At 63.8% G+C, this 18,193-nt stretch carries 18 protein-coding genes; 13 read left to right on the top strand and 5 right to left on the bottom strand.

All coding sequences use genetic code 11. The features are described 5' to 3' along the window. Nucleotides 1-2: 2 nt before the first annotated feature. The 5 genes from urtB to EN851_RS17770 are packed head-to-tail and all read left to right on the top strand — an operon-like array spanning nt 3 to nt 4,460. Complete coding sequence (gene urtB, locus EN851_RS17790; protein ID WP_135921355.1) at nt 3-860, top strand: urea ABC transporter permease subunit UrtB; 858 nt, start codon at nt 3-5, stop codon at nt 858-860. Beyond that, nucleotides 857-1,843, top strand: coding sequence for a branched-chain amino acid ABC transporter permease (locus EN851_RS17785; protein ID WP_135929697.1), 987 nt, complete (start codon nt 857-859; stop codon nt 1,841-1,843). The genes urtB and EN851_RS17785 overlap by 4 nt, the downstream gene beginning before the upstream one ends. Next, complete coding sequence (locus tag EN851_RS17780; protein ID WP_135921357.1) at nt 1,840-2,544, top strand: ATP-binding cassette domain-containing protein; 705 nt, start codon at nt 1,840-1,842, stop codon at nt 2,542-2,544. The genes EN851_RS17785 and EN851_RS17780 overlap by 4 nt, the downstream gene beginning before the upstream one ends. Before the next feature lie 2 nt (nt 2,545-2,546). Then, nucleotides 2,547-3,248 carry an ABC transporter ATP-binding protein gene (locus EN851_RS17775; RefSeq protein ID WP_135921358.1) on the top strand — a complete coding sequence of 234 codons (702 nt, stop codon included), beginning with the start codon at nt 2,547-2,549 and terminating at the stop codon, nt 3,246-3,248. 42 nt (nt 3,249-3,290) lie between these two features. Further along, complete coding sequence (locus EN851_RS17770; RefSeq protein WP_135921359.1) at nt 3,291-4,460, top strand: substrate-binding protein; 1,170 nt, start codon at nt 3,291-3,293, stop codon at nt 4,458-4,460. 36 nt (nt 4,461-4,496) lie between these two features. On the opposite strand, the gene EN851_RS17765 is transcribed toward EN851_RS17770, so the two are convergent. Continuing rightward, nucleotides 4,497-6,143, bottom strand: coding sequence for an acetolactate synthase large subunit (locus EN851_RS17765; RefSeq protein WP_135929696.1), 1,647 nt, complete (start codon nt 6,141-6,143; stop codon nt 4,497-4,499). Between the two features lie 94 nt (nt 6,144-6,237). Next, entirely contained in the window at nt 6,238-7,140 is a 903-nt protein-coding gene (locus EN851_RS17760; RefSeq protein ID WP_135865055.1) for a LysR family transcriptional regulator, read from the bottom strand. A gap of 102 nt (nt 7,141-7,242) precedes the next feature. On the opposite strand from EN851_RS17760, the gene EN851_RS17755 reads away from it, so the two are divergent. The 3 genes from EN851_RS17755 (at nt 7,243) to EN851_RS17745 (ending at nt 9,783) form a co-directional block, all read left to right on the top strand. After that, the gene (locus EN851_RS17755; RefSeq protein ID WP_135916108.1) at nt 7,243-8,232 is read left to right on the top strand and encodes a zinc-dependent alcohol dehydrogenase family protein; all 990 of its coding nucleotides are present in this window, start codon (nt 7,243-7,245) and stop codon (nt 8,230-8,232) included. Between the two features lie 187 nt (nt 8,233-8,419). Further along, nucleotides 8,420-8,719: a zf-TFIIB domain-containing protein gene (locus EN851_RS17750; protein WP_167531354.1), complete on the top strand. Its 300-nt coding sequence runs from the start codon at nt 8,420-8,422 to the stop codon at nt 8,717-8,719. 71 nt (nt 8,720-8,790) lie between these two features. Then, nucleotides 8,791-9,783 carry a Tim44 domain-containing protein gene (locus EN851_RS17745; RefSeq protein WP_135929695.1) on the top strand — a complete coding sequence of 331 codons (993 nt, stop codon included), beginning with the start codon at nt 8,791-8,793 and terminating at the stop codon, nt 9,781-9,783. Nucleotides 9,784-9,804: 21 nt separating this feature from the next. On the opposite strand, the gene EN851_RS17740 is transcribed toward EN851_RS17745, so the two are convergent. After that, on the bottom strand, nt 9,805-10,911 hold the full coding sequence (locus tag EN851_RS17740) for a lactonase family protein (RefSeq protein ID WP_135929694.1): 1,107 nt from the start codon (nt 10,909-10,911) through the stop codon (nt 9,805-9,807). A 198-nt stretch (nt 10,912-11,109) separates the two neighbouring features. Between EN851_RS17740 and EN851_RS17735 the strand changes: the two genes are divergently transcribed. From EN851_RS17735 to EN851_RS17725, 3 genes are read left to right on the top strand one after another with little or no spacing between them, the layout of a single operon-like run. Further along, entirely contained in the window at nt 11,110-11,661 is a 552-nt protein-coding gene (locus EN851_RS17735; RefSeq protein WP_135929693.1) for a MaoC family dehydratase, read from the top strand. A gap of 2 nt (nt 11,662-11,663) precedes the next feature. Then, entirely contained in the window at nt 11,664-12,824 is a 1,161-nt protein-coding gene (locus EN851_RS17730; RefSeq protein ID WP_127278598.1) for a CaiB/BaiF CoA-transferase family protein, read from the top strand. Next, nucleotides 12,821-13,966 (top strand): extracellular solute-binding protein, encoded by a 1,146-nt coding sequence (locus tag EN851_RS17725; protein ID WP_135929692.1) that lies wholly within the window; start codon nt 12,821-12,823, stop codon nt 13,964-13,966. The genes EN851_RS17730 and EN851_RS17725 overlap by 4 nt, the downstream gene beginning before the upstream one ends. An 18-nt stretch (nt 13,967-13,984) precedes the next feature. Here the strand turns inward: EN851_RS17725 and EN851_RS17720 are convergent, their stop codons facing one another. Further along, nucleotides 13,985-14,824 (bottom strand): amidohydrolase, encoded by an 840-nt coding sequence (locus EN851_RS17720; protein ID WP_135929691.1) that lies wholly within the window; start codon nt 14,822-14,824, stop codon nt 13,985-13,987. Between the two features lie 66 nt (nt 14,825-14,890). Further along, nucleotides 14,891-15,676: an IclR family transcriptional regulator gene (locus EN851_RS17715; RefSeq protein ID WP_127870527.1), complete on the bottom strand. Its 786-nt coding sequence runs from the start codon at nt 15,674-15,676 to the stop codon at nt 14,891-14,893. A gap of 168 nt (nt 15,677-15,844) precedes the next feature. On the opposite strand from EN851_RS17715, the gene EN851_RS17710 reads away from it, so the two are divergent. Both EN851_RS17710 and EN851_RS17705 read left to right on the top strand, forming a co-directional pair. Next, nucleotides 15,845-17,164 (top strand): sugar ABC transporter substrate-binding protein, encoded by a 1,320-nt coding sequence (locus tag EN851_RS17710; RefSeq protein WP_135929690.1) that lies wholly within the window; start codon nt 15,845-15,847, stop codon nt 17,162-17,164. 119 nt (nt 17,165-17,283) lie between these two features. Beyond that, nucleotides 17,284-18,180, top strand: coding sequence for a sugar ABC transporter permease (locus tag EN851_RS17705; protein WP_127870525.1), 897 nt, complete (start codon nt 17,284-17,286; stop codon nt 18,178-18,180). Nucleotides 18,181-18,193: the final 13 nt, after the last annotated feature.

Here is an 18,193-nt window from a genome sequence, read left to right as displayed (position 1 = left end):
CGATGGACTTTGTCGTCACCACGCTGCTCAACGCGCTGACGCTGATCAGCATCCTGATGCTGGTCGGGCTCGGGCTAGCGATTAGCTTCGGCCTGATGAACGTGACCAATCTGGCGCATGGCGAGTTCGTCACTGTCGGTGCCTTCGCGGTCTATTTCGTCCAGAGCATCGGCGGCTCCTTCTGGCTGGGGCTGCTTGCTGCCCCGATAGCCGGCGCGGTGGTCGGCTGCATCCTGGAGTTCGCCATCATCCGCCATCTCTATTCGCGGCCGGTCTCGACCGTGCTTGCCACCTGGGGTGTCAGCCTGATCCTGCAGCAAGGGCTGGAGCTGACATTCGGGCTTGGCGCCAAGCCGGTGACGCCGCCGATCGAGGGTACGTTGGACCTGTTCTTCACTGTCTATCCGGCCTACCGGCTGATCCTGATCGGCATCGCCATGCTGACTTTGCTCGGCGTGGTCCTGCTGATCAGCCGCACATCCTTCGGGCTCGACATCCGCACCGTCATCCAGAACCGGGAAATGGCCGAGGGCGTTGGCATCAACACGCGCCGCACCTACGCCATCGCCTTCACCTTCGGCGCGGCAATCGCGGGCCTGGCCGGCGGGTTGGTCGCGCCGCTGGCGATCGTGCTGCCGCAGATGGGGGTGAACTATCTCGCCAACGCCTTCTTCGTCGTCATCGTCGGCGGTGTCGGCTCGATCGGCGGCCTCGTCGCCGGCAGCGTCTTCGTCGGCGGGCTGACCAGCATCCTCAACTACCAGATCTCGCCATCGCTGGCGCAGGCGATCGTGCTGCTCGCGGCCATCGTTGCCGTGCGGCTGCGGCCAAACGGCCTGTTCAACGGAGCGTCGCGATGATCGCCCGCGACCGCAACTGGCTGCTGGTCTTCGCCGTCTGCGTGGCGCTCGCGGTTCTCTATCCCTTCATCGCCGACGGCTATCAGTTGACGGTGATCCGCGATGCGCTGATCTTCGGGCTGTTCGCGGCGAGCCTCGACTTCTTCTGGGGCCGTACCGGCATATTGTGCTTCGGCCACGCCGCCTTCTTCGGCATTGGCGGCTACATCATGGCGCTGGTCACGCTCAACGACGCCATTCCTTTCGGCAGCGTGCTCGGCATCATAGGCGCGGTCACGGGTGCGGCCTTCGTCGCGGCCATCATCGGCTACTTCCTGTTCTTCGGCGGCATACGCGGCAGCTACTTCACCATCGTCACCCTCGCCATGGGCGTCATCTGCCAGCAGGCCGCGGTCTCCTGGAGTTCGGTCACCGGCGGCGACAGCGGCCTGATCGGCATCCCGCCGATCGCGTTCGATATCGGCGGCCTGCATGTCGACCTCAGCCAGGACCTGCCGAGCTATATCTTCGTCGCGGCCATCGTCGCTGTGGCCGTGCTGGCGCTCTGGTCGATCAGCCGAGGCCGCTGGGGCACGGTGCTGACCGCAATCCAGGACAATGAAGTCCGGGCGGCAGCACTTGGTCACAATGCGCCCTTGCGGCTGCTTGTCACTTTCGTCCTGTCCGCGGCGATCGCCGGCCTTGCCGGCGCGCTCTATGTCTGCATGGCGGGGCTTGTGGCGCCAGATCTCTCCGGGCTGCTGCTGTCGACGGAAGTCATCGTCTGGGTGGCGGTCGGCGGGCGCGGCACGCTGCTTGGCCCGGTCCTGGGCGCCATCGCCATCCAGCGCGCGCAGCAGACCATCAGCAGCCTCAATCCGAGCCTGTGGCCGCTGCTGCTCGGCTGCGTCTTCGTCATCATCGTCTTTGTGCTGCCGGACGGCATCCTGTCGATCTACGCGCGGCTGAAGAGCCTGTTCAAAGGCCGGAGGCACGCGCGATGAGCGACGTCCTGCTCCAGGCCGAAAATGTCGGCATCCGCTTTGGCGGGTTGCAAGCGCTGGAAGGGTTGAACCTGACGGTGCGCGACAAGGAACTCTGTTGCATCATCGGGCCGAACGGCGCCGGCAAGAGCACCTTCCTCAACGTTTTGACCGGCACGCTTCGCCCGACCAGCGGCAACGTCCGTTTCCTCGGCCACGACATTGGCGGCCTGCCGCTGCACCGCATCGCCCGGCTCGGCATCGCCCGAAAATTCCAGATCCCGTCGGTCTTCCCCAGCCTCTCGGTTGAGGACAATCTCAAGGTCGCACGGTGGGGCGCCCCATCGCCGGCCCGGCCAATCGGTGAATTGATGGAGCTGGTCGCGCTGACCAATCGGGCGGCTACATTGGCCGGCGAACTGGCGCATGGCCAGAAACAATGGCTGGAAATCGGCATGGCGCTGGCGATCGAGCCACGGCTGCTGCTGCTCGACGAGCCGACCGCCGGCATGACGCCGCTGGAGACGCTTGCCACAGCCGAAATGCTGCTGCGCCTGAAGGGTGAGTTTTCTATCGTCGCCGTCGAGCACGACATCCGCTTCGTGCGGGCGCTGAACTGCGAGACGCTGGTGCTGCATCAGGGCCGCCGGCTGCGCAGCGGTCCTTTCCACGACATCGAGGCCGACGAGATGGTCCGCGACGTCTATCTGGGGAGGCGCTGACGATGCTGCGGACACTTGCCGTCTCCGCCGGCTACGGCCTGCTTCCGGTGCTGAACGGCATCGATATGAGCGTGGCACCGGGCGAAGTCGTCGGCCTGCTTGGCCGCAACGGCGCCGGCAAGACGACGCTGCTGCGCGTCATCGCCGGCGCCTTGAAGGCGAGCGGCGGCGCGGTGGTTCTCGGCGACCAGGATCTGACCAACGCGCCGGCCTTCCGCCGGGCGCGGGCGGGCATCGCGCATGTGCCGCAGGGGCGTGGCATCTTCAACCAGCTCACCGTGCGGCAGAACCTGGAGGTCGGCACCCGCGCCGCCAGGGACCGCGGCGACGGCGGCATTCCGGCCGACATTTTCGGCTACTTTCCGATCCTGCGCGAACGCGAGGCGCAAATCGCCGGCACGCTCTCGGGCGGTCAGCAGCAGATGCTGGCGATCGGGCGGGCGCTGTGCGGCCTGCCGTCGGTGCTGCTGCTCGACGAGCCCTCGGAAGGCATTCAGCCCAACATCGTGCAGTCGATCGCCGAGCTTGTGCCGCGCATCGCGCGCGAGCGCGGCATCGCGATCGTTCTGGTCGAGCAGAATCTCGATCTCGTTCTCAAGGCGGCGGACCGCTGCCTGGTGATGGAGAAGGGCAGGATCGTGCACGAGGGCACGCCGGAAGCATTCGCCGACGAGACCCTGCTGAAGGATCTCCTGGCTTTGTAAGGCGTGCATGGGGCGCGCCTGGGATTGGAAGGGAACACAACAATGATAAGCAGAAGAACTATCCTGAAATCCGGCGGCGCCGCGGCCGCCTTCGCCATCGTCGGCGCGCCGTCGATCCTGCGTGCCGCCGATACGGTCAAGGTCGGACTGTCGATCCCGATCACCGGGCTGCAGGCGATCCTCGGCGAGACGCTGCTCAATTGCTACAAGCTCGCCGCCGCAGAGCTCAACGCCGCCAACGGCATCGGCGGCCGCCAGGTCGAGCTCTTCATCGAAGACAACCAGACCACGACGAAGGGGTCGATCGACAAGGCGCGCAAGCTTCTCAACGAAGACAAGGTCGACGTGATCATGGGCACGATCATCTCGCCCGAGCGCAGCGCCACGCTGTCGGTGACCGCGAAAGCCAAGAAGCTGTTCTTCTACCCGACCAATTTCGAAGGTGGCGAATGCAACCGCTACTTCGTCGCCACCGGCCCGATCCCGATGCAGCAGGTCGACCCGATGATGCCATGGGTGGCCGACAACCTCGGCAAGACGATCTACATCATGGCCTCCGACTATGCCTGGCCGCAGAAGATGACCGAGGCGATCACCTTGGCTTACGAAAAGGCCGGCGGCAAGATCATCGGCGCCGACTACTATCCGTTCGGTACCACCGATTTCGGCCCGGCGTTCCAGAAGATCAAGTCTCTGAAGCCCGATGTCGTCTGGTCGATGGTGGTCGGCAACGACGCCGTCACCCAGCTCAAGCAGTACCGCAGCTTCGACATCAAGCAGCCGCTGATCGCGCCGCTCGACGAGGTCTTCAACAAGGACGCGCTGCCGCCCGGTGTCGCCGCCGGCACCTACGCGCCGCAGCCCTACTGGATGGCGCTCGACAATCCGGTCAACAAGAAGTTCATCGCGAGCTTCCGCGAAAAGTTCGGCCAGGAGAAGATGGTCAACGGCATCGGCGAAGCCGGCTACAACGGCCTGCATCTCTATGCTCTGGCCGCCGAGAAAGCGAGCTCGCTGAAGGACGACGATGTGCTGAAGGCGCTGCCGACGATCGAGTTCGACGCACCGCAAGGCAAGATCCGCGTCGATGCCTCGAACAACCACACGCTTTGCCATTCCTATGTCGGCAAGGCGGCGGCGGACGGCATCGGCTACGAGATCGCCAAGGATTTCGGCACCATCGCCCCGGTAACGCCTTACTGCAAGGTGTAGGCCACAACCGGTCTGACGGCGGTGGTGCCGCTGCCGTCAGCTCGCCTTTGGCGCCGGCAGGCGCTCGCGCAATTCGTCGACAAGCACCCTGGTGTTTTCGGAATAGTCGATCGGCACGACGACGAGGTGGACCCCACCACCGGTGAAGGCCTGTTCCAGCGTCGGTTGCAGGTCGGCTATCGCGCCAACCCTGGTCCCCTTGGCGCCATAGGCCTCGGCGTATTTGACGAAGTCGGGATTGCCGAAGGTCATGCCGAAATCCGGGAACTCGTCGACCGCCTGCTTCCAGCGGATCATGCCATAAGCATGGTCTTCGAGCAGCAGGACGACGAGGTTGAGCTTGAGCCTGACGGCGGTCTCCAATTCCTGGCTGTTCATCATGAAGCCGCCGTCGCCGCAAATGGCCATGACACGGCGCTGGGGATAGAGCAAAGCCGCCATCAGCGCCGACGGCAGGCCAGCACCCATGGTGGCGAGCGCATTGTCGAGCAGCAGCGTGTTTGCCATGCGCGTGCGGTAGTTGCGCGCGAACCAGATCTTGTACATGCCGTTGTCGAGCGCGAGGATCCCCTCGGCCGGCATCACGGCGCGCACGTCGTGCACGATGCGCTGTGGCGTGAAGCGGTCTTCGGTGGCGCGCGCGGCGATGCGGCTCAGAATGCCTTCGCGCAGCGGCAGCAGAGCTTGCGCGTTGTGGATCTTGCCTTCGACGCGGTCCGCCAGCAGCGCCAGCGACGGACCGAGGTCGCCGACGATCTCGGCCTGCGGAAAATAGACCTGCTCGACGTCGGCTGAGTGGTAGCCGACATGGATGACCTTCGGTCCGTTGGCGCCCATGATGAAGGGCGGTTTCTCGACCGTGTCGTGGCCGATGGTGATGATCAGATCGGCCTGCTCGATGGCTTCGTGCACATAGTCGCGTTCCGAGAGTGCCGCCGTTCCCATGTAGAGTTCGGTGCCGCCGGGCACGGTGCCCTTGCCCATCTGCGTGGTGAAGTAGGGAATCTGCGTGCGCAGCACGAATTGGGCGATGTCAGGGGTGACGCGCGGGCGCGACGCCGCCGCGCCGAACATCAGCAGCGGACGCTTGGCCTCGATGATCATGCGGGCGGCGCGATCGAGCGCGTCCGCGCTGGCTATGGGGAGGTCGACCGGGTGTGTCGGCACCAGCGCGACCGGCTCGCACTGCGCCGCCGCGATGTCTTCCGGCAGCTCCAGATGCACGGGGCCGGGGCGCTCCTCCTGCGCGACGCGGAAAGCTTCGCGCACCAGCGAAGGGATCATCCTGGGCGAGACGATCTGGCGCGACAGCTTGGTCAGCGGCTTCATCGCCGCGACGATGTCGACGATCTGGAAGCGCGCCTGCCGCGACGACAGGATGCCCTTCTGGCCGGTGAGCATGATCATCGGCATGGCGCCGAGCAGCGCATAGGCCGCACCGGTCGTCAGGTTGAGCGCGCCGGGGCCAAGCGTGGTGATGCACACACCCGGCTTGCCGGTGAGCCTGCCATAGGTGGCGGCCATGAAAGCGGCCGCCTGCTCGTGGCGGGTCAGGATGAGCTGGATCGACGAGCCGCGGATGGACTCGACGATGTCGAGATTCTCTTCGCCCGGAATGCCGAAAATCCGATCGACCCCTTCATTCTCGAGGGCAGCCACGAACAGATCCGAACCCTTGGTCATCAACCGTCTCTCCTGCGATGCGCGCATTCCGCCAGCCATCTTCATATGGCACCGGAACGCGACGCCTCAAAGAGGGCTAGTCGTCTGCTGGCGATCACGCCATCATTTTCGGCAAGCCGGCCGCCAATGCGTCGACGGCCAGCCGGACCTTGAGCGGCAGATGCGGCGTCTGCAGCCAGAGCGCATGACAGTCGTAGGGATAGCGCGGCTGGTCCGGCAATAGTGCCACCAGCGCGCCGGCCTGGATTCGTTCGCGAACCAGCCAATGAGGCAGCCACGCGAGGCCCATGCCGCCGACGGCGGCATCGGCGATGGCATCGAGATCGTCGAGCCGCAGCCGGCCGTTTGGCATGAGTTCGAGCGCGGCTTGTCCCTCGCGCGGAAACAGCCAGGGCTGAGCGATCATACCGAGCCGGCGGTAGACAATCGCCTGATGACCGGCGAGGTCCTCGATCCGCCGTGGTTCGCCATGAATTTCCAGATAGGAAGGCGCGGCACAGACGACCATGTCCTGGCGTGCAACGCGGCGCGCAATCACGCCGGCCGTGTCGTCCAGTTCACCGGTCCGAATGGCGAGGTCGTAGCCATCCTCGGCGAGATCGGCGAAGCGGTCGCTCAGCGACAGGTCGAGCTCCAGCATCGGATACCGCCGCGCCAATTGCAGCAATAGAGGGGTCACGCAGTGGCGGCCGAAATGCGCCGGCATGGTGACGCGCAATTTTCCCCGCGGTTCCGAGAGCTGATCAGCAGCAAGCGCGTCGGCGGCTTCGGCCTCGGCCAGCACCAGCCGGCACCGCTCATAATAGGCGCGGCCGAAATCGGTCAGGCTCTGGCGGCGCGTGGTCCGGTTGATGAGACGCACGCCAAGCCTGTCCTCAAGAAACCGGACATGCTTGCCGACCATCGGTCCGGATAGATCGAGCACGGTGGCCGCCGCCGCGAACGAGCCGAGATCAACGGCCCTGACGAACACGGCCATGCTTTCAAGCCTATCCATTTTCGAAACTCCTGGTTTCTACTGCACAATCCAAACAGCCATTTATCGCCAACGGGCTTCGCCTCATAGCTCATTCGGTTCAGATAATTTGGAGTGAGCAAAATGACCCGTATCGTCCGCTTCCACCAGCATGGTGGTCCCGAGGTCCTGCGCATCGAGGAGGTCGATCTTCCCCGGCCGGGCCAGGATGAGGTTCAAATCCGCGTCAAGGCACTCGGCCTCAACCGCGCCGAGGCGCTGCTGCGCGCGGGCAGCTATATCGAGACACCCGTGCTGCCCTCCGGGCTTGGGCTGGAAGCGGCAGGCGTCATCGAGACAATTGGCGAAGGCGTGACCGGGCTGAGCCCCGGCGATGCCGTCAGTGTCATCCCGCCGCAATCGATGGTTCGCTGGCCGGCTTATGGCGAGCTTGTCACCTTTCCCGCCGGGCTTATCGTCAAACACCCGCCGTCCCTCGACTGGGGGACGGCGGCGGCGATCTGGATGCCGTACCTCACCGCCTATGGTGCGTTGATCGATATCGCTGGGCTGTGTCGACAAGACTTCGTCGTCATCACCGCCGCCTCCAGCAGCGTCGGGCTCGCCGCGATCCAGATTGCCAACAGGGTTGGTGCGACAGCGATCGCGGTGACGCGGACGTCAGCGAAGAGGCAAGCACTTCTCGACGCCGGCGCAGCGTATGTGGTGGTGCTCGAGGAAGAGGAACTGGCGGAAAGACTGGGCCAGATCGCCGGGCCGCAAGGCGTACGCGTCGTGTTCGATCCGATCGCCGGGCCGATCTTCGAGCCGTTGACCGCGTCCATGTCGTCGGGCGGCATTTTGATCGAATACGGTGGCCTCAGCCGCGAGCCGACGCCGTTCCCGTTGCCTGCGGTGCTAGGCAAGACACTGACGTTGCACGGTTATCTCGTCCACGAGATCACCGGAAATCCGGAGAAGTTGGAGGGTGCCAAGGCGTTCATCCTCCAGGGGCTTGAGGACGGCACGCTGAGGCCGATCATCGACAGAACGTTTCCCTTCGACCAGATCGTCGAGGCGCATTGCTATCTCGAATCGAACGAGCAGTTCGGCAAGATCGTCATGACGGTTTGAGCAGCAATCATTCTCACCGGCAATATTACCCCTTGAAGGCGCCGCCCCGCATTCCTAAATCCCGAATGCGGGCCGGGCCCCTCTGACTGTCGCTTTTCGGCGACCGTGATGTCGGACCGCTATAACGGGCCCCTTTCCATTCTTTTCGGTCGAGCGGGCTCATTCCTTCATTGGTTCGGAGCCCCTGATGACATCATCTCTGCTTGGTATGGTTTGCCCCTCCTGCCGCGTCGCGCTCGTAATGAGCGAACGCCAGGGGATCGAGATCGACTATTGTCCGCAGTGCCGCGGCGTCTGGCTCGATCGTGGCGAACTCGACAAGATCATCGAGCGCTCCGGGAGGGATGCGCCGCCCGCGCCGCAACCACAGCCGGCAGCATTCTCCCAGCCGCACCATGGCCGGGACCGCGATGACGACTATTCCCGCTCGCATGGCCAACGCTATCCGAAGCGGAAGAAGTCGTTCTTCGAAGAGTTGTTCGACTGATCGCATGACGCCCGCCACCCGGCCGACGTTTTGCCGAAATTTCTGAAACCACATCGATAAAGGTCACCCCGATGACTTCCCGCACAAGCCGATTTGCCGCCCTCTTCGCTGGACTGTTCCTCGCCTTCTCCATGGTCGCGATCGATCATGCCGAGGCGCGGCGCGGCGGCAGCTTCGGCAGTCGCGGCACGCGCACCTTCCAGTCGGCACCGCCGACCAGGACCGCGCCGGCGCCGACCGCGCCGGTCGAGCGTTCGATGACACCCAACACCGGGTTCAACAATGCTGCCCGGCAGCCGCAGGCCGGCCCGCAGAGGCCTGGCTTCATGAGCGGCTTCGGCGGAACGATGATGCGCGGCCTGCTGCTCGGCGGCCTGATCGGACTGCTCGTGGGCCAGGGCTTCGGCGGCCTCGCCGGCATGTTCGGATTCCTGCTCCAGGCCCTGCTCATCGGCGGCGCCATCATGCTGGCCATCCGGTTCTTCCGGTCGCAATCTGCGCGTGGTCCCGCGCCCGCGCTCGCCGGCATGGGCAATGCCCAGGCTTCGCGGTTCGAGAACCGCGCAACGGCACAGAAGGAGACCGGAACCGGGGGTTCCTTCACGATTCCCGGCTTTGGCGGCGGTTCGGGCGGAGGCCATGAGGCCACCGGATCCGAGGAGATCACGCTGGCCCAGACGGACCTCGACGCCTTCCAGCAGTTGTTGACCGAGGTCCAGGAAGCATTCGGCCGCGAAGACCATGCCGCATTGCGCCGGTCGGTGACGCCCGAGATGGTGTCCTATCTGTCGGAAGAACTGGCCGACAATGCCCAGAAAGGTCTTAGAAACGAAGTGTCCGATGTCACCCTGCTGCAGGCCGACATCGCGGAAAGCTGGCGCGAGGATGACCGCGACTACGCCACGGCCGCATTGCGCTACGAGTCTCGCGACGTGACGCGCGAACGGGCGAGCGGCAAGGTCGTCGACGGTGACGAGGATCATCCGACAGAGGCGACAGAGTTGTGGACGTTCACGCGCCAGAATGGCTCGACCTGGAAGCTCTCGGCAATACAAGAGGCTTGAGTCCGGCGAGCCTGCTGGCGATCAAGCCACGATCTTGACGCACATCGGCGTGCCGATCTCGATGGCGCGTCCGGTGTCGGTCAGCATGCCGGTGCTGGCATCGCGGGCAAAGATCGAGATGCGGTCGGCGTTCTGGTTGGCCGAGAACAGATGACCGCCCGACGGTGTCAGCGCAAGGTTGCGCGGCGTGGCACCCCCGCAAGGAACATAGCCGACAAGGCGCAAGCCGCCGGTCTCCTGATCGACCGCCAAGATGACGATGCTGTCGTGGCCGCGGTTGCCGCCATAGACAAAACGGCCATCCGGCGAGATCTGGATATCGGCGCAGTGGTTGGTCTCACGCGCCTCGTCCGGCACCGCCGGCTTGATGTCGATGATCGACAACCTGCCGGTCGCATTGTCGAGTGCCATCGAGACAATCGTCGAATCCAACTCGTTCATGACAAAGACGAAGCGGCCGTTCGGGTGCAGGGCGATGTGACGCGGACCGGCACCCGCTGGCAGTGCGGATTCGGCGAGCTTCACCAGACTCCCGTCCTGACCGATCCGGTAGGAGACCAGCCGGTCGATGCCGAGGTCGGCGACGATTGCCGTTCCACCGGCAATGGTTTCGTTGACGCTGTGAGCATGCGACCGCTCCTGCCGCGCCGCATTCGTTCCGGTGCCCTTGTGCGACACGCTGGCCAGCGGCGCGGACAGTGCACCGTCCTTGTCAAAAGCATAGATCGCCACCGCCCGATCCGGGCCACCCTGCCCGGCGCCATAGTTGGCAACCAGGAGTTTCGTCCCGTCACGGGTAATGCTGTTGTGGGCGGTGATGCTGCCAAGGGCGGGCTGCTTGTTCAGATAGCTCAGCCTGTTCGAGGCCCGATCGAAGCTGTAGGCGGAGACAGTTCCCTCCCGCCAGGTAGACACTTCCGAGTTGGCATAGAGGCGCGAACCATCGGGGGTGACGGACAGGAATGTCGGGTTGTCGATGTCGTTGGTCTCAGCCAGCTTTTGAACAGCCAGCGTCCTTTCATCAAAACTGTAAACACCAAGACCAACACCGCGGGCGCCCTGAAAATACGGCGCCTCGCGGTTCAGACTGCCGACAAACACCAGACAGGCATTCCAGACACCGCGCATGATTTCCTCCTGCCTGCCCGCGCTGCCGCGCGCCAAACCCGTTCAAAATTTCGCCTGTCCTCGCTTGCAACGCAACCCCATATGTGAAAATAGTATTTACAAAAGAAGATTGATGGGAGGAGACGTCGTGCAGTCAGGCGCCTTGATGCGTGCTCGAATGATAGACCGGGCGTTCTCGCGAGATCGGTGGATTGCGCCATGAACGATTTCGCGCCAACCGTCGGCGTTGCCTCGACGCACCCTGCGAACATGCCTGCCGATCATGCCGCCCTGCCGGTGTGGAACGCCGAGAACTGGTTCTACGAGGACTGGCCGGTCGGCCAGAAAATCCGCTCGTTGCGCCGCACCATGGCCGAGGGCGACAGCCACCTCTTCAACACACTGGTCCTCGACATCCACCCCTATGTGCAGGACCAGATGTTTGCCGAGAGCGAGGGCATTTTCGGCAGACGGCTGATTGCCGGCGCGTTCGTCTTCTCGGCGGGCCTCGGGCTGGTCGCCACCAACTGTGTCAACGCCTTCTCCTATGGCTACGACAAGCTGCGCTTCATAAAGCCCGTCTTCATTGGTGACACGATTTATTCGATCCGCTCCAACCTCGACAAAAAGCCCCGCTACAAGGAGATGGGGCTGATCCGCGCCAGCTACGAGGTCTTCAAGGGTGAAGGCGAACTCGTTTTGTATTGCGAGCATTTGCAGACGGTGAAATACCGCAACCCTGCTGATTTCGTCGGCAAGACGGAGAAATGAAGATGCCGGCAGCAGCCGAATTGCCGCTTGCCGGCCTCGTCGTCGTCGACATGAGCCAGTTCCTGTCCGGGCCGTACTGCTCGCTCAGGCTGCTCGATCTCGGCGCCCGCGTCATCAAAATCGAACGTCCTGACGGGGGCGACCTGTCGCGCCGGCTCTATCTCAGCGACACCGAGATCGGCGGCGATTCCACCATCTTCCATGCCATCAACCGGGCCAAGGAAAGCCTGGCCATCGATTTGAAGAACGAGGCGGACCTCAAGGCATTGCGCGGGCTGCTGGCCAAGGCCGATGTGCTGATTCAGAATTTCCGGCCGGGTGTCATCGAACGGCTCGGCCTCGACTACGAGGCCGTCCGCCAGATCAATCCGCGCCTGGTCTATGCCTCGATCAGCGGCTATGGCGAGGAAGGTCCCTGGGTCAAGCGGCCCGGCCAGGACCTGCTGGCGCAGTCGCGCTCCGGCGTGATGTGGCTGAACGGCGACGAGGACCAGGGGCCGGTGCCGTTCGGCCTCGCCATCGGCGACATGCTGGCGGGCGCGGCCTGCGCGCAAGGCATATTGGCCGCGTTGGTTCGGCGCGGCATCACCGGCCAGGGAAGCCATATCGAAACCAGCTTGTTGGAAGCGCTGGTCGACTTCCAGTTCGAGGTGCTGACCACGCATCTCAATGACGGCCGCCGCCTGCCCAGACGCTCAAGTTTCCGCAGCGCGCATGCCTATCTGTCGGCGCCTTACGGCGTCTATCCGGCCAAGGATGGCTACCTCGCCATCGCCATGACGCCGATCCCCAAGCTGGCCGACCTTTTGTCGCTCGGAGAACTGGCCCCCTATCGCGACAGACCAGCATCGTGGTTCACCGCGCGCGACGACATCAAGGCAATCATCGCGCGGAGAATTGCCACCAAGACCATCGACGAATGGCTTGATATCCTCGAACCAGCCGACATCTGGTGCGCCAAGGTGCTGACCTGGCCCGAGATGCTGGCAAGCGAAGGCTTCCAGTCGCTCGACATGCTGCAGACGGTGACGCGCGAGGATGATGTTTCCATCCTCACCACCAGTTCGCCGCTCAGGGTCGATGGGATCAGAGCCAAGGTCGACCGCGCGGCGCCGCGCATCGGCGAACACAGTGCGAAAATCCGCGCGGAGTTCGATCTGTGAGCGTGCATAAACTCAAGGGCATGACCTGGAGCCACCCGCGCGGCTACGATCCGATGGTCGCGTGTTCATCTCGGTGGGAGCAGAAAACCGGCGTTGCCGTCGAATGGGACAAGCGCTCGCTGCAGGATTTCGAATCTTTCCCGGTCGAGGAATTGGCGCGGGCCTATGATTTGATCGTCATCGACCATCCGCATGTCGGCCAGATCACGGCGGAGCGCTGCCTTGAACCGCTCGATGTCGCCGGCCGCGAGGCCGAGCGCGCGGCGCTCGCCTCCGGCAGCGTCGGCCAGTCCTATCCGAGCTACAGCTGGCAAGGCCGGCAATGGGCGTTTCCGATCGACGCGGCGGCGCAGGTGCAGGCCTGGCGGCCGGATGCGCTCGATGCGCCGGCAGCGACGTGGGGCGAGGTGCTCGATCTCGCCCGCCAGGGCCGTGTGCTGCTGCCGCTGCGGCCACCGCATTGCCTGATGACCTTCTACACGCTGGCCGGCAACCTCGGACGTCCTTGCGGGACCGACCCGTCCCACGATCTCATCGCTATCGAGACAGGCAGCGAAGTCTTCGAGAGGATGCGCGAGATCGCGGCGCTGCTCGACCCGTCCTGTTTCGACATGGACCCGATCGCCGTTTCGGAGCGCATGGCGGAGGCCGGCTCCCGCATTGTCTGCGCACCGCTGATCTACGGCTATGTCTCTTATGCGGCGTCGGGTTTTCGCGCGAACAGGCTGGCCTTTGCCGACATCCCGGTCATTGGTTCCGATGGTCCGATCGGCTCGGCACTCGGCGGCACGGGCATAGCCGTTTCAGCTTTCTCTGAGGCTAAAGAGGCGGCGATCGATTTCGCCTATTGGGTCGCCAGCTGCGATGTCCAGCGCGGCATCTATGCCGCCGCCGGCGGCCAGCCGGGCCACGCGGCTGCCTGGGAGGACCAGGCTGTCAATGAAGCGACCGGCAGCTTCTATCGGGACACGCGCGCAACGCTGGAGGGCGCCTGGGTGCGGCCGCGCCATGACGGCTACATGGCGTTCCAGCAAGCGGCGTCCGACCGCATCAATTCCGGGCTGACCTCCGGCCATCCGGCCGGCCAGGTCGTCGCCGATCTCATCAGCCTGTTCCGGGCCAGTACCCAGGCGCCCACCTGAGGGACCTGAACTGCATCGTTACTTCAACCGCCATAGCCTGCGGGCATTGCCCGACAGCAGCCCGTCGCGCTCCGCGATACTGCAGCCCGAAAGCAGCGCATGGGTCGCCGCCACCCAGGTCGACAGACCGCCGCCAAGCGTGCAAACCGGCCAGTCGCTGCCCCAGACGACACGGTCCCAGCCAAACGCACCGATCGTGTGTTCGACATAAGGCCGCAGCGTCTCAACGGTCCAACTGCCGGGATCGGCATAGGCGACCACGCCTGAAACCTTGGCCATGACGTTCGGACGCCGCGCGATCTCGCTCATATGTTCGCGCCAGGGATGCTCGGCGTTGCCCTTGATGTCGGGGACGCCGCAATGATCGAGCACGAACTGGACATCGGGAGCCAGATCGGCGAGCGCGATCGCCCTGGGGATCTGGTGCGGCAGCACGACGAGGTCGAAGGTCAGGCCGGTGCCGCCAAGCCGCTTGATGTTGTCGCGGAACAATGCCCCTTCCGAAAGCTCATCCGGCACGACGTGAAGGACGCGGCGGAAACCCTTGACGAAGGGGTTCGCACGCTGGCGTTCGAGATAGGCAGGAAAGTCACCCTCTTCCGGTCGGCAGGATGCGATCACCCCGGCCAACATGCTGCCGGACTGCCGCGACAGGCCTTCGACACGGGCGGTTTCCGCCTCTATGTCGGCCGGATCGACATCGACCTCCATATGCAGCACGCGCCCGACACCGACACGCTGGGCCTCCACCGCATATTCCTCATAGGAGAAATCGCGGTTCAGCGCCGGCACGCCGGCAAGCCAGGGATAGCGCAGGGCCGAGCGATCGATGAGATGCAGATGGGTGTCGATGATCATGGCGAGGCTCCTCCGATAGCTTTTTTCAGATCATCTCACGGAGGAATTCTTCATTCAAATAAGAATTCACGCCGCTGAGCCGACAGCCGACCCGGCCAGATGCGACAGCTTTTCGCAGGTTGCCAGCAACAGCTCGATGGTCCGTGTGATATCGGGCGCGGACGGCGCATTGACCACCGTGATGTAGGGGATGGATAGCGCCGCGATGGCCTTGCCGTCGGAACCGCGCACCGGGGCCGAGAGGTTGAAGACGCCTGCCGTCTGCATGGAAGCCATCATCTCGTAGCCGCGGTCGCGGATCTGGTCGAGACGGGCGAAGAACTCGGCCGGCTGCGCCGTCTTGTCAGTGCTGCGGACGTGCTCGGAAATCATCATCTGGCGCTCTTCCGGCGAACGGAAGGCGAGCAGGACGTGGCCCGAACCGGTGTCGAACAGGCTGATGTGGGAACCGACGCGGATCGAGATGCCCCAGTAATTCGGCGCTTCCTGCTGGCCGATCACCACGGCGGAACCGCGATCAAAAACAACGAGTTGGTTGGCCTGCTGCGAGGTCTCGGCAAGCTCGCGCATCAGCGGCGTCGCATAGGAAACCAACCGCCTCACCGGCGCGTGCAACTGGGCCAGGCCAAACAGCTTCAGTGTCAGCGAATAGCGGTCGCCATCGAGCCGCGTGACGTAGCCGCGCCGCACCAGCCGGTCCAGCATGCGGTAGAATTCATTGGGGCTGCGGTCGAGCTTCTTGGCGATTTCGGCCTGGGTCAGGCCGCCGTCGACGCCCGCCAGCAGTTCAAGAATGTCGAGCCCCTTGTCGAGCGCCGGCGCGCGGTAGCGCTCGTCTTCGCTGTCGTCCATGGCCCATCCCTCCAGTGAATTCAGCTCTTCATATACGCAGGAACGCCGCCGGCGGAAACAAATTTCGCCTTGACGTACGTATGAATGTTTTGTTTGTATATGAATGTAGCATCTTTTGTCACGTGACGAGTTGCGGGCGCCATCGAGGCGCACCCAGGGAGGATATCGATGAACAGACTGCTTTCCGGCGTGTGCGCCGGCGCATTGGTGCTTGCGTCAGGCGCAGGCGCAGCCCTTGCCGGCGACCTGCCCGGCAAGTTCGAGGGCGTGACCGTCGACGTGAAGCTGATCGGCGGCCAGCAATATGAAAAGCTCTACGAGCGCATACCCGAATGGGAGAAGGCGACGGGCGCCAAGGTCAACATCCTGACCAAGAAGAACGGCTTCGACATCGACAAGGAATTGAAGTCCGACATCGCCTCGGGCAGCACCAATTGGTGCGTCGGCTGGAACCATTCCTCGTTCGCGCCGCAATATACAGGCCTCTACACCGACCTCAGCAAACTGCTGCCGAAGTCGGAGATCGACGCCTTCGTACCCTCGACCATCAAGGCGGCAACCATCGACGGCAAGCTGGAGATGCTGCCGCGCGCGCAGTTCGACGTTTCGGCCCTCTACTACCAGAAGAGCCTGTACGAGAACGCCGACAACAAGACCAAGTTCAAGGCGAAATACGGCTATGACCTGGTGCCGCCGGACACCTGGAAGGAAGTCACCGACCAGGCCGACTTCTTCGCCAATCCGCCCAATTTCTACGGCACGCAATTCGCCGGCAAGGAAGAGGCGATCAACGGCCGCTTCTACGAGATGGTTGTCGCCGAGGGCGGCGAATATCTCGACAAGGACGGCAAGCCCGTCTTCAATTCCGAGGCTGGCATCCGGGCACTCGACTGGTTCGTCAACCTCTACAAGGCCAAGGCCGTTCCGGCCGGCACCACCAACTATCTCTGGGACGATCTCGGCCAGGGCTTTGCCTCCGGCACCGTCGCCATCAATTTGGACTGGCCGGGCTGGGCAGGCTTCTTCAACGATCCGAAGTCGTCGAAGGTCGCCGGCAATGTCGGCGTCAAGGTCGCGCCGAAAGGCTCCGCCGGAGTACGCACCGGCTGGTCGGGCTTCCATGGATTCTCGGTGACCGAGAACTGCCCGAACAAGGAGGCCGCGGCATCGCTGGTCTGGTGGCTGACCAACGAGGACAGCCAGAAGCTGGAGGCAGCCGCCGGCCCGCTGCCGACCCGCAGCGCGGTCTGGGACTGGGACCTGCAGCAGGCGGCCAACGATCCTTACAAGAAGGAGGTTCTGTCGGCTTTCCAGGAAGAAGCCAAGCACGCCTTTGCCGTGCCGCAGACGCCCGAGTGGATCGAGATTTCGAACGCCGTCTATCCCGAGCTGCAGGCCGCGATCCTCGGCGACAAGACCTCCAAGCAGGCACTGGATGAAGCCGCCGCCAAGGCGACGCAGATCCTGCAGGACGCCGGCAAACTCTAACCAATGCTCCAAAGGCCGCCTCTCCCATCGTGAATGGGGGAGGCGATCGCGTCTTGCCGGTACTGTTCACCGGGTCGGGCCTCGGCCCAACATTGCATGCCAGACACCAAAGGACCCCGATGAAGGGCTTCAAGCCATCCGCGCCATTCCTGCTGCTGCTTCCGGCTATCATCGTGCTGGCGGCGGTCGTCGTGGTGCCGTTGCTGCTCTCGCTCTATTCCAGCTTCACGCCGTTCCGGCTGACCAAGCCCGAGACGTTTTTCGTCTTCGTCGGTTTCCGCAACTATCTTTCGATCCTAGGCAACACCGATTTCTGGTGGGCGTTCGGGCGCACGGTTCTGCTGCTGACGATCGCGCTCAATCTCGAAATGCTGCTTGGCCTCGGCCTGGCGATGCTGGTCGAGAAGGCGACGCGTGGGCAGCGCATCCTGCGCACTCTGATGATGTTTCCGATGATGTTTTCGCCGATCCTCGTCGGCTTCCAGTTCAAGTTCATGTTCAACGACAATATCGGCCTGGTGAACAACGCCCTGCAGTCGCTTGGCATCACCAGGGATGCCATCCCCTGGCTGATCGAAGGCCATCTCGCCTTCATCGCCATCTCGATTGCCGAGATCTGGTCCTCGACGGCGATCTTCGCCATCCTGATCCTCGCCGGGCTGCTCGCCATGCCCAAGGAGCCGATCGAGGCGGCGCGCGTCGATGGCTGCACCCCGTGGCAGACATTCCGCTATGTGACGTGGCCTTTCGTCATGCCATTCGCCTACATCGCCATGACCATCCGCTCGCTCGACGTCGCGCGCGCCTATGACATCGTCAAGATCATGACCGACGGCGGGCCAGCGGGCCGCACTGAACTGCTCTGGACGCTGGTGGCCCGCACCGCCTACAGCGATGGACGCATGGGCATGGCCAACGCCATGGCCTATTTCTCGATCCTGCTGTCGATCGCCTTCACCGTCTATTTCTTCAACAAGCTCGCCGCGGCGCGCACGCAGATCGGCGCTGAGTGGTGAAGGGCGGAGTGGT

It is taken from the genome of Mesorhizobium sp. M8A.F.Ca.ET.208.01.1.1, from assembly GCF_004791315.1.
In the GTDB taxonomy this organism is placed as follows: Bacteria; Pseudomonadota; Alphaproteobacteria; order Rhizobiales; family Rhizobiaceae; genus Mesorhizobium.
Note: the sequence above shows the minus strand (reverse complement) of the source record. Positions and strands in the feature narration are given on the sequence as shown.

Excerpts from the sequence above, each read along its gene's own strand:
- EN851_RS17760 (WP_135865055.1), bottom strand. The coding sequence starts at position 7,140 with ATGGATAGGCTTGAAAGCATGGCCGTGTTCGTCAGGGCCGTTGATCTC.
- EN851_RS17750 (WP_167531354.1), top strand. The coding sequence starts at position 8,420 with ATGACATCATCTCTGCTTGGTATGGTTTGCCCCTCCTGCCGCGTCGCG.
- EN851_RS17780 (WP_135921357.1), top strand. The coding sequence starts at position 1,840 with ATGAGCGACGTCCTGCTCCAGGCCGAAAATGTCGGCATCCGCTTTGGC.
- EN851_RS17775 (WP_135921358.1), top strand. The coding sequence starts at position 2,547 with ATGCTGCGGACACTTGCCGTCTCCGCCGGCTACGGCCTGCTTCCGGTG.
- EN851_RS17740 (WP_135929694.1), bottom strand. The coding sequence starts at position 10,911 with ATGCGCGGTGTCTGGAATGCCTGTCTGGTGTTTGTCGGCAGTCTGAAC.
- EN851_RS17745 (WP_135929695.1), top strand. The coding sequence starts at position 8,791 with ATGACTTCCCGCACAAGCCGATTTGCCGCCCTCTTCGCTGGACTGTTC.
- EN851_RS17765 (WP_135929696.1), bottom strand. The coding sequence starts at position 6,143 with ATGACCAAGGGTTCGGATCTGTTCGTGGCTGCCCTCGAGAATGAAGGG.
- EN851_RS17770 (WP_135921359.1), top strand. The coding sequence starts at position 3,291 with ATGATAAGCAGAAGAACTATCCTGAAATCCGGCGGCGCCGCGGCCGCC.
- EN851_RS17705 (WP_127870525.1), top strand. The coding sequence starts at position 17,284 with ATGAAGGGCTTCAAGCCATCCGCGCCATTCCTGCTGCTGCTTCCGGCT.
- EN851_RS17730 (WP_127278598.1), top strand. The coding sequence starts at position 11,664 with ATGCCGGCAGCAGCCGAATTGCCGCTTGCCGGCCTCGTCGTCGTCGAC.
- urtB (WP_135921355.1), top strand. The coding sequence starts at position 3 with ATGGACTTTGTCGTCACCACGCTGCTCAACGCGCTGACGCTGATCAGC.
- EN851_RS17710 (WP_135929690.1), top strand. The coding sequence starts at position 15,845 with ATGAACAGACTGCTTTCCGGCGTGTGCGCCGGCGCATTGGTGCTTGCG.
- EN851_RS17735 (WP_135929693.1), top strand. The coding sequence starts at position 11,110 with ATGAACGATTTCGCGCCAACCGTCGGCGTTGCCTCGACGCACCCTGCG.
- EN851_RS17720 (WP_135929691.1), bottom strand. The coding sequence starts at position 14,824 with ATGATCATCGACACCCATCTGCATCTCATCGATCGCTCGGCCCTGCGC.
- EN851_RS17755 (WP_135916108.1), top strand. The coding sequence starts at position 7,243 with ATGACCCGTATCGTCCGCTTCCACCAGCATGGTGGTCCCGAGGTCCTG.
- EN851_RS17715 (WP_127870527.1), bottom strand. The coding sequence starts at position 15,676 with ATGGACGACAGCGAAGACGAGCGCTACCGCGCGCCGGCGCTCGACAAG.
- EN851_RS17785 (WP_135929697.1), top strand. The coding sequence starts at position 857 with ATGATCGCCCGCGACCGCAACTGGCTGCTGGTCTTCGCCGTCTGCGTG.